Source organism: Synoicihabitans lomoniglobus (genome assembly GCF_029023725.1).
GTDB classification, from domain to species: domain Bacteria; phylum Verrucomicrobiota; class Verrucomicrobiia; order Opitutales; family Opitutaceae; genus Actomonas; species Actomonas lomonigloba.
In genome coordinates this window covers 3,535,663-3,550,364 of the sequence record NZ_CP119075.1, presented here as the reverse complement: position 1 = coordinate 3,550,364, position 14,702 = coordinate 3,535,663, and the positions used below count along the sequence as shown (strand labels likewise).

The 14,702-nt window shown below is 63.3% G+C and carries 9 protein-coding genes; 5 read left to right on the top strand and 4 right to left on the bottom strand.

What is annotated here, in order from left to right:
• Positions 1–8: 8 nt before the first annotated feature.
• The 4 genes from PXH66_RS13740 (at position 9) to PXH66_RS13725 (ending at position 5,010) form a co-directional block, all read left to right on the top strand.
• Positions 9–1,640 carry a fucose isomerase gene (locus PXH66_RS13740; protein WP_330929226.1) on the top strand — a complete coding sequence of 544 codons (1,632 nt, stop codon included), beginning with the start codon at positions 9–11 and terminating at the stop codon, positions 1,638–1,640.
• 40 nt (positions 1,641–1,680) lie between these two features.
• Positions 1,681–2,379 (top strand): 3-keto-disaccharide hydrolase, encoded by a 699-nt coding sequence (locus tag PXH66_RS13735; RefSeq protein WP_330929227.1) that lies wholly within the window; start codon positions 1,681–1,683, stop codon positions 2,377–2,379.
• 98 nt (positions 2,380–2,477) lie between these two features.
• Positions 2,478–4,286: a GMC family oxidoreductase gene (locus tag PXH66_RS13730; RefSeq protein ID WP_330929228.1), complete on the top strand. Its 1,809-nt coding sequence runs from the start codon at positions 2,478–2,480 to the stop codon at positions 4,284–4,286.
• Between the two features lie 13 nt (positions 4,287–4,299).
• Positions 4,300–5,010: a gluconate 2-dehydrogenase subunit 3 family protein gene (locus PXH66_RS13725; protein ID WP_330929229.1), complete on the top strand. Its 711-nt coding sequence runs from the start codon at positions 4,300–4,302 to the stop codon at positions 5,008–5,010.
• Between the two features lie 41 nt (positions 5,011–5,051).
• On the opposite strand, the gene PXH66_RS13720 is transcribed toward PXH66_RS13725, so the two are convergent.
• Complete coding sequence (locus PXH66_RS13720) at positions 5,052–6,830, bottom strand: DUF885 domain-containing protein (RefSeq protein WP_330929230.1); 1,779 nt, start codon at positions 6,828–6,830, stop codon at positions 5,052–5,054.
• Positions 6,831–6,939: 109 nt separating this feature from the next.
• Positions 6,940–7,716, bottom strand: coding sequence for a ribonuclease PH (gene rph / locus PXH66_RS13715; protein ID WP_330929231.1), 777 nt, complete (start codon positions 7,714–7,716; stop codon positions 6,940–6,942).
• A 319-nt stretch (positions 7,717–8,035) separates the two neighbouring features.
• Here rph and PXH66_RS13710 point away from each other — a divergent pair, with 319 nt between their 5' ends.
• Positions 8,036–11,560 (top strand): response regulator, encoded by a 3,525-nt coding sequence (locus tag PXH66_RS13710; protein ID WP_330929232.1) that lies wholly within the window; start codon positions 8,036–8,038, stop codon positions 11,558–11,560.
• A 107-nt stretch (positions 11,561–11,667) separates the two neighbouring features.
• On the opposite strand, the gene PXH66_RS13705 is transcribed toward PXH66_RS13710, so the two are convergent.
• Both PXH66_RS13705 and PXH66_RS13700 read right to left on the bottom strand, forming a co-directional pair.
• Positions 11,668–12,579: a thiamine pyrophosphate-dependent enzyme gene (locus tag PXH66_RS13705; RefSeq protein WP_330929233.1), complete on the bottom strand. Its 912-nt coding sequence runs from the start codon at positions 12,577–12,579 to the stop codon at positions 11,668–11,670.
• Positions 12,580–12,707: 128 nt separating this feature from the next.
• Entirely contained in the window at positions 12,708–14,555 is a 1,848-nt protein-coding gene (locus PXH66_RS13700) for a 2-oxoacid:acceptor oxidoreductase subunit alpha (RefSeq protein ID WP_330932045.1), read from the bottom strand.
• Between the last annotated feature and the right edge of the window lie 147 nt (positions 14,556–14,702).

Sequence of the window (14,702 nt, the reverse complement as noted above, 5' to 3'; positions counted from 1 at the left end):
TATCCATCATGAGCACCTCCGATTCTCCCTCCCTCGTTTACCTCGTTGCCAATGGCGATCTGCGACCCAGCGCGAATGTGGCCTGCTGGCCGGGCCAGGTGGCGATGGAAAAGAAACTCCACCAGGTGGTCGAGTCGCTCGGCGCCCGGATCGTGCGCGCGCATCCGTTTGATAAGGCGGCTGGACACGGTTTCATCAGCTCGCAAAAGCAGGGCATGGCGATTTTTGCCGATCTGCCACCGACGGCGCGGGTGATCGTGGCGGAGTCGGTTTGGCAGTATTCGCATCACGTGCTGGCCGGATTGATTTCGCACCGGGGTCCGATTCTGACGGTGGCCAATTGGAGCGGCGAAGCACCGGGATTGGTGGGCATGTTGAATCTCAATGGTTCCCTGACCAAGGCGGGGGTGCGTTACTCCACGTTGTGGAGCGAGTCGTTTGAGGACGACATGTTCCGGGAGAAGTTAAGTGCGTGGCTGAGTGCCGGGGTGTGCGGTCACGAGATTGCCCATGTGCATCCCTTCGAGGCGGAGAGTCTCCCGCCCGAGGCCCAGCGGGTGGCGGCGGTGATCGCGGCGGATCTGCGGCGGCACAAGTCGATCATGGGCGTGTTCGACGAAGGCTGCATGGGCATGTTCAACGCGATCATTCCCGATGCGCTGTTGTTTCCCTGCGGCGTCTTCAAGGAACGGCTTTCGCAATCGGCGCTCTACTATGCCACGACCGAGGTCCCCGAGGCCGAGGCGCGCGCGGTGTTGGAGTGGTATCTGGCCAAAGGCCTGACATTTCATTTCGGGACCGATTCCGCCACGGAGCTCACCGAGGATCAGGTGTTGCAGCAGTGTAAACTCTACATCGCGGCGGTGCGCATCGCTGATGAGTTTGGCTGCGAAACGATTGGTATTCAGTATCAGCAAGGCCTGAAGGATCTGCTGCCGGCCTCGGACCTGGCGGAAGGCACGCTCAACAACGATGATCGACCACCGGTCGCGCGGGCCGACGGTTCCATCATTCGGGCAGGTGAGGCGATCGTGCATTTCAACGAAGTCGATGAGTGTGCGGGCCTGGACGGTCTGCTGATCAACCGCGTGCACCGGGCCATGAAGCAACCGGTCGAGACGACCTTGCACGACCTCCGGTGGGGCGACCGGGACGCCTCCGGCACGGTGGACGACTACGTGTGGGTTTGGTTGATCTCGGGCTCCGCGCCGCCCGCGCATCACGTCGGAGGCTGGGCCGGCTCGGATTCGCATCGGCAACCGCCCATGTATTTCCGCCTCGGTGGCGGCTCGCTGCGCGGCGTGGCCAAGCCGGGCGAGATCGTGTGGTCGCGCATCTACGTGACGGACGGTCGGCTCAATCTCGACATCGGCCGCGGCAAAGTGGTCGAACTGCCGGCGGAGGAGACCGAACGGCGTTGGCAGGCCACCACCTACCAATGGCCGATCATGCACGCGGTGACCTACGGTGTGAGTCGTGACCAAATGATGGCGCGCCACCAGGCCAACCACGTGCAGGTGGCCTATGCCCATTCGGCCGACGAGGCGGATGCGACACTGCAAGCCCGTGCGGCCTTGGCGCACGAACTCGGCATCACCGTCAGCTATTGCGGCACCCGCGCCGACGGCAGCCCCTTTTGACCGCCATTCCCGAACCCCGATTTAACCGCTCGATAACGCCATGAAAAAGCAACTCTCCCTGTTGGTCATCCTCACCGCCGTCGCGTCGTTCGCCGTCGCGGCCGACGATGGCTTTGTCTCCATCTTCAACGGCCGTGATCTCACGGGCTGGAAACCCACTGAGGAAAAGCCGGGTTCCTTCAGCGTGGAAAACGGCACTCTGAAAGTGAGCGACGGACGCGCCCACCTTTTTTACGTGGGAGAGACCGGCGCTCCGGACATCCGTAACTTTGAGCTCAAGGCCAAGGTGAAGACGCTGCCGCAGGCCAACGGGGGCGTTTATTTTCACACCCAGTATCAGGCGACCGGCTGGCCGACGGTGGGTTTTGAGTGCCAGGTCAACAGCACGCACCGCGATCCCAAGAAAACGGGCAGCCTTTACGGCGTCGTCAATGTGCTCGCGCTGGCCGACGGAGAGGAGATTCCGCCCGGCAGTCTGGCCAACACCGTGCGCGACCGCGCGCCCAGCACCGACGGCGAGTGGTTCGACTATTTCATCAAGGTTGATGGCAACCGCGTCATTCTGAAAGTGAACGGTGAAACCACCGTGGATTGGACCCAGCCCCGGGACTTCGATCCCGCCACCGCCCTCAAAAACATGCCCGGCCGTAAACTTGGATCGGGCACGTTTGCCCTGCAGGGACACGACCCCGGAAGCGTGATGTTCTACAAGGACATCCAGTTGAAAATCACCGACTGAGTAGTCGTTTCCGTTCGTTCGCGCTCCCGGTAAACCGTGGGCCACCCGCGTCGTTCCGCTTTTCCCCCGTCCCCGACTCCCCGAATTTTTCTTTGCCCATGCCCGTTATTTCCGCCTCTCAAATCAAACCCGAATACGATGTGATCGTCGTTGGCTCCGGCGCCGCGGGAGGACAGTCCGCCTACACCCTCACGATGGAGGGCGTCAAAGTGCTCATGCTGGAGGCCGGCCGTAGTTATGAACCGGTGACAGAAACGCCGATGTTCAAGGTCGGCTCCTCGGCCCCCCTGCGCGGCGCGAGCACCACGGACAAGCCGTTTGGTTTTTACGATTCCACCGTCGACGGCGGGTGGACCGTGCCCGGCGAGCCCTACGTGCGGGCCTCCGCCGGACGGGAAAACCAGTTCAAGTGGTGGCGGCCCCGCATGATGGGCGGACGCACCAACCACTGGGGACGGCTGTCTTTTCGCAACGGTCCCTACGATTTCAAACCGCGCAGCCGGGACGGCCTGGGCTTCGATTGGCCGATCGACTATGACGATCTCGCGCCGTATTACGATCGGGTCGAGCAGTTGATCGGCGTCTATGGCAACAACGACGGGATGGAAAACACGCCCGACTCGCCTCCCGGCGTGCTGCTGCCGCCCCCGGCGCCGCGGGTGGGCGAACGGCTCGTGCAACAACGGGCTCAAAAAATTGGCGTGCCCATCGTCGCCGCCCACCGCGCCGTGCTCACCCAACGGCAGGATGCGGAGAACATTCCCGCCAAGCTGCATCCGAACAATCCCAAGGCGCAACGCATCCTCCGCGAGTCCATGCAGTCGCGCGCCGCTTGTTTCTGGGCCACGCCCTGCGGTCGCGGTTGCTCGATCAAGGCGACCTACCAGTCCACCACCGTGCACCTGCCGCCCGCGTTGGCCACGGGCAACCTCGACATCGTGCCCAACGCGATGGCGCGGGAAGTGACCACCGATTCAAACGGCAAAGCCACCGGCGTCATTTTCATCGACAAGACCACCGGCGACGAAGTGCAGGCGCGCGGTCGCGCCGTGGTGTTGGCGGCGGGCGCGGCCGAGACCGTGCGGATCATGCTCAACTCGCGTTCCGTAGTCTTTCCCGACGGCATCGCCAACTCGACCGGATTGGTCGGTAAGTATCTTATGGATACGGTGGGGGCGAAACTGGGCGGACAAATTCCGCTGCTCGAAAACCTGCCCCCGCTCAACGAGGACGGTGCCGGCGGCGCCCACGTTTACGCCCCGTGGTGGCTCTATCAGCAACAGCTGGCGGGCAAGCTCAACTTCGCGCGCGGCTACCACATCGAGTTCAATACCGCCCGCGGTCAGCCCAAGCTCGATGTCGGCGCGGGGCTGGAGCCGCTCAACGGCGGCGGCACCTGGGGGCGCAAATTCAAGGACGATGTGCGCCGCTACCACGGTTCGTTCATCTCGTTCTCCGGTCGCGGTGAGATGATCCCCAACGAGGGCACCTTCTGCGAGCTCGATCCCGTGGTGAAGGACAAGTGGGGCATCCCGGTTTTGCGGTTCCATTGGCAATGGTCCGACCACGAGCTCAATCAGGTGGTCCACATGCAGCAGACGTTCAAGCAATTGATCGAAGCCTGTGGCGGCAAAGTCTGGGGGGAGCAGCCCGCGGCCCACGGTCGCGACGCCATTCACCCCGGCGGCGACATCATTCATGAAGTGGGGGGCGCGATCATGGGCTCCACCCGGCGGAAGTCCGTGGTCGATGCCTGGAGCCGCACGTGGGACGTGCCCAATCTTTACCTCACCGACGGCGCGCCGTTTGTGTCCAACGCCGACAAGAATCCCACTCTCTCGCTCATGGCGCTGGCCTGGCGGGCGTCCGACCACCTGATCGGCGAACTGAGCCGCGGCAACATCTGAGCGCACCCCTCTCATGAACACTTCCATTCCCTCCTCCGATCGTCTCGATCGTCGCACCGCCCTCAAGTGGATGGCCACCGCCGCCGCCAGTGCCGCGTTGCTGCCCCGCAGTCGAGCGCAACCCGCCCCGGAACCAGGCGTGAGCGTGGTGACCGCCCCCATGGGCGACGGTTATGGCACCGACCCGGATCTCCTGCGCGATTACGCGCCCGGCGACTTGTGGCCGCTCACGTTCAACGACCACCAACGGCGCACCGCCGCCGTGTTGTGCGGACTCATTATTCCCGCCGACAACCGCTCGCCAAGTGCGGCCGATTTGAAGGTGCACGACTTCATCGATGAGTGGATCAGTTCGCCCTATCCGGCGCAGGCCGGGGATCGTGCGCTCATTCTCCAGGGACTCGAACAGCTCGATGGGTTGGCGCAAAAACGTTACGGCAGTCCCTTTGCCGACCTGCGGATCAATGCCCAGGCGACGTTGTGCGACAAGCTGGCGAAGATGGAGGAAATGGACGCGGCGACCGAGTCCGCGCTGAGTGCCTCCGACCGCGAGTTCCGTCAACTGCAACGTGCGTTCCGCCGTTTTCGCGATCTGACAGCGGGGGGCTTTTTCACCACCCCGGAAGGACTCAAGGACATCGGCTATCTGGGTAACGTGCCGCTGGCGGCCTTTCCTGCGCCCCCGGCCGACCTGTTGAAAAGATTGGGTCTGCCCGTCGAGTAGGCCGGCCAAACGAGTGACCGGCCCGGTGTGGTGCCGTCGCCTTACTGTTGCGAGGGAATGAACTCGTTGCGGACGGCGGCGGCGAGGAGCTCCGGCGGGAGCAGCCCTTGGCCGATGATGAAATCGTTGAATGCCATGCGATCGAACTTCGCGCCGAGGGTGACCTCGGTGGCCGTGCGCAGCGCCATGAGGCGTTGGTAGCCGTAGAAGTATGAGGTGGCCTGACCGGGGGCGCGGAAGGTGTAGCGATCGACCTCCTGCGTCACCATGGCGGAGGAGAGGCCCACGTCTTCGCGCAACACGCGAGCGGCCTCGTCGCGGGTGATGAGACCGAGGTTGAGCATGGGATCGAGAAAGGCGCGACTGGCGCGGAGCAGCCGGTGTTGCAGGGCGATCAACTGGCCCTCGAGCGGCTCGTAGGGTTTGAGCTCAGCTTCGGCATAAAGGGCCCAGCCCTCGACGTTGACGCTGTTGAAGGCGAAGAAACTGCGGGCCAGGGAAACGCCGCGTTCGACCATGGCGGCGAACTGCAGTTCGTGGCCGGGGCGGCCTTCGTGGGCGGTGAGGGTCCAGGTGCCGGCGGCGAAGGTGAAGTCGTCGAAGGTTTCGGATTCCTCGCCCTCGGCGGGCGGCGTGCCGGAAGTGAGCACGAACGTGCCGCGCTCCTCGCCGGTGCCGCCGGTGAGCGGAGGCGGGAGCATGTGCGGAGCGGGTTGGGCGGCGTTTTCGGCCTCGCTGCCGAGACGGATCGACATGGCGCGATCGGGTAGGGTGACGATGCGCTCACGGCGAATGATGTCCTCCACCTGGCGGATGATGTCCTCGTAGTAAGGTAGCACTTCGTCGGCGGTGAGTTGCTCCTCTTTCAAGCGAGCGATGACGGCGCGGTAGTTGGAGTCTTCCCAGCCGTTTTGCTCGGCGATCAACACGGCGAGTGCCGTCATTTCCTGACGAATCTCCGCGGAGGAGGTTTGGGCGCGTTGGATGAGCGTTTCCGGCGGAATATCGAGACCGAATCCGCGCAAAGCCTGAGCGTAAACCGGCGCGGGCAGGCGGTAGTCCGTGCGCGCCTGCGGCAGCACGGTCTCGCGCACCCACGCATCGTAGGCGGTCAGAATCTCTTCCATGCGGTCAAGGGCGGGAGCGACGGCGGCGGCATCGAAGTCGGGCGCATCGAACATCTGGCGAATGCCCGCGATGAAACGCGGCGTGTTGGCCAGCATGCGTTCCACCTCGTCGACAAACGGAGCGAGCCGCGACGGATCGGTGGCAGCGGCTTCGGTGTAGCGGTGCTGCGCGAGCGTGGTGATGGCGGTGGTGTTGGGAGCGAGACCGACGTAGCGGTTGAGCCGTTCGAGGGCGAGGACGCGACGTTCGGGTGCGGCATCGGGTTTGAGCAGGCCGAATACGCCGCTGTAAATCCGCCGTCCGGCGTCGGTGAACGGCAGCAGGTATTGCTCTTGGACGAGGCTTTGGTCGATCTCGTCATCGGCGGAGGCAATCAGTATGGCCAAGTCTTCGCGCACAAACGGGTTCTCTTCGCGGTTCAGGCGGGACTGGTAGTCGTCGCGGACTTTGCTGACGGCGGCGCGGAAGCGGTTGCCGGCGTCGGGACCCAGGTCGGCCACCTGTGTATCGAAACCTTCGATACCGAACATGGTCAGCGCCTCGGGTTGGAACGCGCCGACGACCTCGACGAAGTCCTGGGCCTCGGCGTTGCTGCGCTCCACCCAGTCAGGGGCGGCGGTGGCGAAGGCACAACAAAAGAGGCAAAAAGACAGGAGCGCAGGACGTCGGGCGTAAAGCCCGACCCACCTCATGGGGGGAAACTGAGTTGTGGGTCGGGCTTCATGCCCGACGGGTGTGACGTGGGCGGTTTCAGGTTCCATGCTAGGAGCGGGAGGTGGAGTTTGGCGGAACGGAGAGGAATCAGGAGCCGAGCGATCCGAGCGACCCGATGTTACCGAGTAGTTGTTTGGTGAGGAACGCGGTCTGCAGGGCCGCGATTTCTTTGAGCCCGCCGGTGGCGAGGCCGAGCATGGCCGTGAGTTGGTCGGGCGAGAAGGTGGATTCCTCGCCGCTACTTTGCACTTCCACGAACTGGCCGCCGCCGGTCATGACGATGTTGGCGTCGACTTCGGCGTCACGGTCCTCGGTGTAGGGCAGGTCCAGGAGGGCCACACCGTCGACGATGCCGACGCTGACCGCGCCGATGGAATCCTTGATGGGGTTTTCCTTAAGTTTGCCGCTGTCGAGCAGCGTTTGCACGGCGAGGCGGGCGGCGATGTAGGCACCGGTGATGGAGGCGGTGCGGGTGCCGCCGTCGGCCTGGAGCACGTCGCAGTCGAGCCAGAGCGTGTGCTGGCCGAGTTTTTGCAGATCGATCACGGCGCGCAATGAACGACCGATGAGGCGTTGAATCTCGACGGAGCGCCCGTCGAGTTTACCGCGGGAGCTGTCGCGTTGTTTGCGATCGTGGGTGCTGTAGGGCAGCATGGAATACTCGGCCGTGAGCCAGCCGCCGGAAACGTTTTGGGCACGCATCCAGCCCGGCACGCGAGCCTCGATGGTCGCGCCGCAGATCACGCGGGTATGGCCAAACGAGACCAGGACGGAGCCGGTGGCGTGGGGCGCGATGTTGGCCTCGAAGGAAATGGGGCGAAGTTGGTTGGGCGTGCGGCCATCGGCGCGCGAGGAATTTGACATGCGATCAGCCCATGGCGGCGGCGAGAGTGAGGCAAGGCGGTTCGGCTTCGCGTGGGCGGGGTAGGGTGTGTTTGGGAAATACGCCGCGCTTTTGTCGGGGGCGGATAATTTGGATCGGCGGCGGAAATCGGGCTCAAGTTTTCGCCGTCCGGTGCCGTTGATGAACGGTTCTTATGGAATCCGGGAAACTTAATTTAATGATCGGGGCGCGGGCGGCGGCCGAGGGTAGGCCATGATCGGATACGGTTGCAGGTTTTTCGTGGTCGCGCTGATGCTTTTGGCGAAGGGAAGCGTTCCAGGACAAGAGGTTCCGGCTCTCGTGGCGTCTTCACCGGAGACCATCACGACGATCGATGCGATTTGGAACATGTCGGCGGAAGAGCGGGCCCGGGCGCATCCGCTGCGGATCGAAGGCCGGGTGGGTTTTTTCGACGAGGCCTGGGGAAATTTTTGGTTCGAGCACGACGATGTGGGTTACTTTGCCAAATTGTCGCAGTCCGCGCCGCACCTCGCGGCCGGTCAGCATTTTGTGTTGGAGGGCACATTCGTGCCAAACGACGGGCTGCAAGCGTCGAGAACTGCGGTCACGGTGCGTGCCGAGCAGGTGCCGATCACGCCGCTGGATATCAATGGCAAGTTGGGGGAGGTGATCCACTTTGATCGTCGCACGGTGCGGTTGGACGCCTACGTCGACAGTATGCAGTTGGTCGATCATGAACATCTGCGGTTGAATCTCATCGTGGAAAACCGGCCGGTGGTGGGATGGGTGCGCCCGCGGGACCCGTTGCACCTACCGGACTTGGTTGGCCGCTTCGTCACGGTGGTCGGCGTTTGCTCCGCGCGCGTCGACCCGACGAGCAGTCAATCCAGCGTCGAAATTTGGATTTCGAATCCCGCCGACATTGAAACGATTGGCTCCATCGCCACTGATGCGCGGTTTGACCAAACGCTAACGCCGGCGGGCCAGGTCAACCGGCATAAGCCCGGGGAACTGCTGCACCTGCGTGGTGTGGTGGAGGAGCGACGGGTGGGACAGGGCATTCTGCTGCGCGATGTTACGGGTGATATCGGGGTGAATTCGATTCAGAATCAGGTGATCCCGCGCGGGGCCTTGGTGGACGTCGTGGGACGATTGCAGCTAGCGGGGGAGCGTTGGGTCATCGACGACGCGCTCATTCGTGTGGCCTCCGCCGAGGAGGCCGCCGTAATCCGGGCGGAACTGCGTCGATCGGGAAATCGAATCGAACAAGTGCGGGAACTGACCCAGCGCGAAGCGGCGTTGGGGCAATCGATGCAACTGCAGGGCACGGTGGTGTGGTCCAATCCGGCGGTGGATTTTTTCTATCTGGCCGACCTGAGTGGTGGGGTGCGGGTGAAGTTTGATCGGACCCGGTTTTCGGCCCCGAATTTCTACCAACAATTGGAGATCACCGGCCGCACGGCCGCCGGCGCGGCGGGGCCTGAGATTACCATGGATTCGATGCTGGTGATGGGCACGCAATCCCGGCCGACGCCGGTTCCCTTGACGGTGGAGAAAGCGCGTTCGGGCGGCGCGGAGGCGCAATGGGTGGAAATGCGGGGATTCATCCATGAAACCGTCTCCGATGGTGACTGGCGGCGCGTCTTGATGACCTCGCCGACGGGGGAATTCGAGGCGTTGTTGAACTCGCCGGTGAACTTCGTGGCGAACCATGGATCATTGCTGCGGTTGCGAGGCGTTTCCGAAACGCTGCGCGGGCCGTTGGGCGAAGTGGTTTCCGTGCGGTTGCGAGTGCCGTTCATTCACGACATCCTGATCGAGGAGGAGGCTCCGATCGATGTAGTCGATATTCCACTACGGTCGGTGGCGAGTCTGGATCGTCTGTCGATCCTCGAGGACATGTTGCGGGTGAAAGTGGAAGCCACGGTGGTTCATACCATCGGGACCGGCACCGTGATCGCGCAGGACGGCGCCTCGGGAGTGCAACTTTTTGTGCGTGATCCCGTGCCCGTCGTGCCGGGCAGCCGCATCGAGGCGGTGGGTATTCTCGGCCGGGACGGGGCTCACACGGTGTTGCGCGATGTGGTGATCCATGAACTGTCCGCCGGCGTGGTGCCGCCTCCGATCAGGTTGGATGAGGCGCGGGAGATCGAGCCGTCTTTGGATCTGCGCCTGGTGGAGACGCAAGGGCGTTTGCTGAGCAAAGTCGTCGAGAGCAACCACGTGCGGTTGACGCTGGAGCGGGGCAGCACCGTCTTTGATGCGACCTGGCAATTGCCGCCGCACGTCGCTGGGAGTCGGATTCCCGAAACGGGCAGCTTGCTGCGACTGCGGGGCATCTACCATTCGCTTTATGATGAAGCCTTTCGGCTGAATGGGTTTGAATTGCAGGTGCGCACCTCGGACGACGTCACGGTGGTGCAAAAGGCAGCCTGGTTGACGGGTTACCGGGCGATGATGATCGTGGGCATCCTGTCCCTTGGTGCCGTGGTCGGCGCGATCGTGGTCGTATTGCTGCGGCGTCAGGTGAAGGCCCAGACGGATGAGATCCGTCGGCAGATTGAAAAACAAGGGAAGTTGGAGGCCCAGTTGGAACGTGATCGTCGGGTGCGCGCCGTCGGTTCGCTCGCCGGAGGCATCGCGCACGATTTCAATAACCTGCTGACCGGGATCGTGGGGAATTTAGCGCTGATCAAAACCGAACCGCAGGTCATGGCCTTGGTGGGGGACAGTGTGCACGACACCGACGAAGCGGTGCGCCGCGCGACGGACCTGACCAAGCAGCTGGTGACCCTGGCGGGCGGCGGTGCGCCGGTATGCCAGCCGGTGGAAATGAAAACCTGGGTGGAGCAAACCGTGCGAGACGCGATGCCATCGACATGGCAGCTGGTGGTCGATGCACCCCGGGTCGCATGCCGCTGTGCAGTGGACCCGGGTCAGCTGGGAGGAGCGGTGCGCACCTTGGTGGAATATTTTAATGAAAAACCGCGTCCGGACGGGCGGATCCACCTGACGATGACGCGAGGCCGGGGGACGGTCGCCATGTTGAAGATCGAGCTGCGCGATAACGTTTCGATTCTCGAACCTGACCAGGTCGCGCAACTGTTTGATCCCTATGCGGAATCGTTTTACGGCGAAGGACGGTTCGCGCTGGCGCTGGCGTTCTCGGTCGTGCGGCGACACGGAGGTAACCTGAGGGCATCGAGTGTGCCGGACGGACATGGCGTGATATTTGAAATCTCGCTGCCGTTTGAGTCGTCCGGCGATGCCGGGTCAGATCAGTCGGTGCCGGCGGCCGCCGCCAAAGACGTTCCGCCGCGGGCCGCTCGGCAAGAGACCGGGTGCGGCGATTGTCCGCCGCGGGCGCTTGCGCGGGATTCGGAGGCTTCACCCGCGTTCGCGGAGTCGGAGGCGCCCACCCGAGTTTTGCGGGTGTTGGTGATGGACGATGAAGTGGTGGTGAATCGCGTGTTGGGGTTGATCCTGGAGCGATTGGGTTACCACGTGGAGCTGACCTTTCACGGCGACCAATGCGTGGAGTTTTTCAAAGCCGCACAGGCGCGGGGCGAGACGCCGGATCTGGTGTTGCTCGACCTGACTGTGCCGATGGGCATGGGGGGATTGGAAACGGTGGCAATTTTGCGCACACTTGATCCCGAGGTCAAAGCCGTGGCCTCCAGTGGCTACTCGGTGGACCCGGTGATGTCTGCGCCGACGGAACACGGCTTTGATGGCGTGCTGCGGAAACCTTACGAGTTGGCTGAACTCCGGGAGCTTGTCACTGGACTGATCGGTGCTCCGGGTGGTCGTTCTGCGGCGGCGCATGCTTCCATGACAGCTCGCTTGGTGCAGTCGGGATCGTAAACCGACTCCGATCCGGTTCGGCTCTCGGCCTGAGTTGAGGCCCTGACGAAGCGTGGAGGACGCGGCGTGCCCGCGCCGGGTGACATCCCGGCGGAGGCAGCGCGCGTTTAGCGCATTTTGGCGAACGTGGCTTTCAACAGGTCTTTGTCGGCGGCCTGTTTGGTTTTCTCGCGGGCTTTGGTGATGAGGCCGGCTTCGAGCGCGTTTTTGGTGGGGCGCTGAATTTCGAGATAGACCCCGAACCGGCCGGGCCAGGGCTCGCTGGCGAGTTTCATGGCGGCGGTGATGTCGGTTTTATCGTGCTCGGCTTCGTCGATGGTAACGAAATCGCCGCCCTTGCGCGGCACGCTGTCGTCGAATGCACCGGGGAAAAACTCGATGCATTCGGAGAGAATCTCGACCACGGCGAAACCGGGATGTTCGGCGGCGCGTTTGATCATCTCGACCATGTGTTTCACCTGGGTGGCGTGACTGCGGGCCACGAAAGTGGCGCCGCTGTTGACGAGCTTGCGCATGGGATTGATCGGTTGATCGATCGCGCCCCACGGGTCGGTCTTCGATTTGAAGCCCTGCGGTGAAGTCGGCGAGGTCTGCTTTTTGGTGAGGCCGTAGACCTGATTGTCCATGATGACGTAGGTCAGGTTCACGTTCTTGCGCGCCACGTGATCGAGGTGGTTGCCGCCGATGGAGAAGCCGTCGCCGTCGCCACCGAAGACGAACACTTTGAGGTCGTCGCGGGACAAACTCACTCCGGCGGAAAACGGCACGGAGCGGCCGTGGATGAAGTGGCCGCCGTGGGAGTTGACGAAGTAGGGAAAGCGGGACGAGCAACCGATGCCGGCCATGGTCACGATGGACTCGTGCGGGTAGTTGAGTTGTTCGAGGGCGCGATAGTAGGAAGCGAGCACGGCGAAGTCACCGCAGCCGGGGCACCACGTGGGGTGGTCGGCGGTGAGCGCTTTTTTGGTGAGCTTGGGTTCCTCCGGAGTCGGGGCGGGGGCGAGGGCGGTATCGGACATGGGGCGGGGGGGAGGGAAGTAAGAAGGGTGAAGTAAGAAGAATGAAGATCCAGGGTCGACCGCGATGCGCGGTTTCCGGTTGGAATTTGGATCGTTGGGATTGGGGATTTCGCCGAGGACCGAGGCGTTTACGTTTCGGGGTAGGCGGAGACGGAGGCGGTGCGGGTGCCGGAGAGCGAGGCCATGCCGGCTTGAATCTCGCTGACTTTGAAGGCGAGTCCGTCGGTCTTGGTGATCGAGCGGATGGCGGGGTTGGCGTAGCGAGCGCGGAGCAGGGTCGCGAGTTGGCCGTAGCCGTAGAGACCGCGGTCGTTCATCTCGACGACGAAGACCTGGCGGAAGCGCGAGAAGATGCGCTCGAGCTCGGGGGGCAGCGGGTTGAGGTGACGGATGTGAATGTGGCCGACCTTCTGACCGGCGGCACACGAACGGTTCGTCGCCTCGCGCAACGGGCCGTAGGTGGAGCCCCAGCCGACGAGCAGGGTATCACCTTCCTGGGCACCGTGGATTTCGGGACGGGCGATTTCCTTGGCCAGTTGGCGCAGCTTGTCGCGGCGCTTGTTGGTCATCTTCTGGTGTTGGGCGGGGTTGCCCGACGGATGGCCGTGCTCGTCGTGTTCGAGACCGGTGACGGTGGGGTAGCGCGTGCCTTCGATTTTCGAGCCCGGAGGTGCGTGGCGCGTGAGAGCGTCGAGCGGGTAGGGTTTGAATTCCTCGCCGTGGTTTTGGAGGTGGGGTCCGGGTTCGACCATAACGGCGTCGACGTCGGGCTCGTCGAAGGCTTCGATGCGCGAGGCGAGGGCCTGGTCGGTGAGAATGATCACCGGCGTCGAATACTCGCGGGCGAGCCGACCGGCTTCGAGGGCGATGTGGAAACAGTCCTCGACGTTTTGCGGCGCGAGCACGATGCGCGGGGCATCGCCGTGACTGCCGTAGATGGCCTGCATGAGGTCGGACTGCTCGACGTTGGTCGGCAGACCGGTGGAAGGACCGCCGCGTTGCACGTTGATGACGATGAGCGGGAGCTCGGCCATGGTGGCCCAGCCGAGGGCTTCCATTTTGAGCGAGAGGCCCGGGCCGGAGGAGCCGGTGACGGCGAGGTGGCCGGAGTAGGCGAAACCGAGCGCGTAGGCGATGGCCCCGAGCTCGTCCTCGGCCTGCACGAACATGCCGCCGTATTTCTGCAGCTCGACGCGCAGGGTTTCCATGATCGTCGACCAGGGGGTGATCGGGTAACCGGCGCCGTAGCGCACGCCGGCGGCGAGCAGGCCGAGCGTCATGGCGGTATTGCCGTCGGTGGTGATTTGCGGATGACCGGAGTGGTCGGCATTGGCCGCGAGTTTGTAGTAGATGTCGCGGATGTTTTGGGCGGGCCAGGCGTAGCCGGCGTCGAAGGCCAGCATGGTGTTGCGCACGACATCCTCGCCGAACTTGCCGAAACGTTCGTTGATGAGCGCGGTGAGCTTCGCGACTTCGAGATCGAAGAGGCGGCAGAGCAGACCGAGCACGAAAATGTTTTTGCCCTTCTCCTTGGCCGAGCCGCCGACGGCTTCGATGGTGGCGCTGGTGAAGGGCACGCCGATGGCGGTGAAGTCCTTGCCGCCCGCGTCGACGGTGAGGTGATCGCTGTCGTAGATCAGGATGCCGCCTTGGCGCAGCGACCCGATGTGGTTTTCGTAACTGTGATCATAGAAGGCGACGAGGAAGTCCGCTTCGTCGCCGGAGCTGAGGATATCGCCCGTGCCCATGCGCACTTGGAAAATCGACGGACCGCCGGAGATCGTCGACGGGATGGTCATGTAGGTCATGACATCCTGCGCGCTGCGCCCGGCGAGTCGGGCGAGGAAGGCGCCAATGGATTGGATGCCATCCTGGGAGTTGCCAGCCATGCGGATGACAACGTCGTTGATAGATTTGGGAGCGCCGGAAGCGGAGGGGTTTCCTGCCGGCGAGTCGGGGGTGTTGGGACTAACCATGAACGGGGGTTTGAAGCGTCGCATCAAGCGTGGTCATCTCCACGCAGTCAACGCGACGTTACCCAAATGCCACGGTTTTGCTTCCGATTTGTAGCACGACCCCCGGAGCAACCGACGCAGTATGAGCGCGATTGATACTTAGGGCCG

What these genes read in the sequence shown, in the direction of transcription:
- PXH66_RS13725 (WP_330929229.1), top strand. Translation starts at nt 4,300, where the DNA reads ATGAACACTTCCATTCCCTCCTCCGATCGTCTCGATCGTCGCACCGCC.
- PXH66_RS13705 (WP_330929233.1), bottom strand. Translation starts at nt 12,579, where the DNA reads ATGTCCGATACCGCCCTCGCCCCCGCCCCGACTCCGGAGGAACCCAAG.
- PXH66_RS13730 (WP_330929228.1), top strand. Translation starts at nt 2,478, where the DNA reads ATGCCCGTTATTTCCGCCTCTCAAATCAAACCCGAATACGATGTGATC.
- PXH66_RS13700 (WP_330932045.1), bottom strand. Translation starts at nt 14,555, where the DNA reads ATGGTTAGTCCCAACACCCCCGACTCGCCGGCAGGAAACCCCTCCGCT.
- PXH66_RS13720 (WP_330929230.1), bottom strand. Translation starts at nt 6,830, where the DNA reads ATGAGGTGGGTCGGGCTTTACGCCCGACGTCCTGCGCTCCTGTCTTTT.
- PXH66_RS13740 (WP_330929226.1), top strand. Translation starts at nt 9, where the DNA reads ATGAGCACCTCCGATTCTCCCTCCCTCGTTTACCTCGTTGCCAATGGC.
- PXH66_RS13735 (WP_330929227.1), top strand. Translation starts at nt 1,681, where the DNA reads ATGAAAAAGCAACTCTCCCTGTTGGTCATCCTCACCGCCGTCGCGTCG.
- rph (WP_330929231.1), bottom strand. Translation starts at nt 7,716, where the DNA reads ATGTCAAATTCCTCGCGCGCCGATGGCCGCACGCCCAACCAACTTCGC.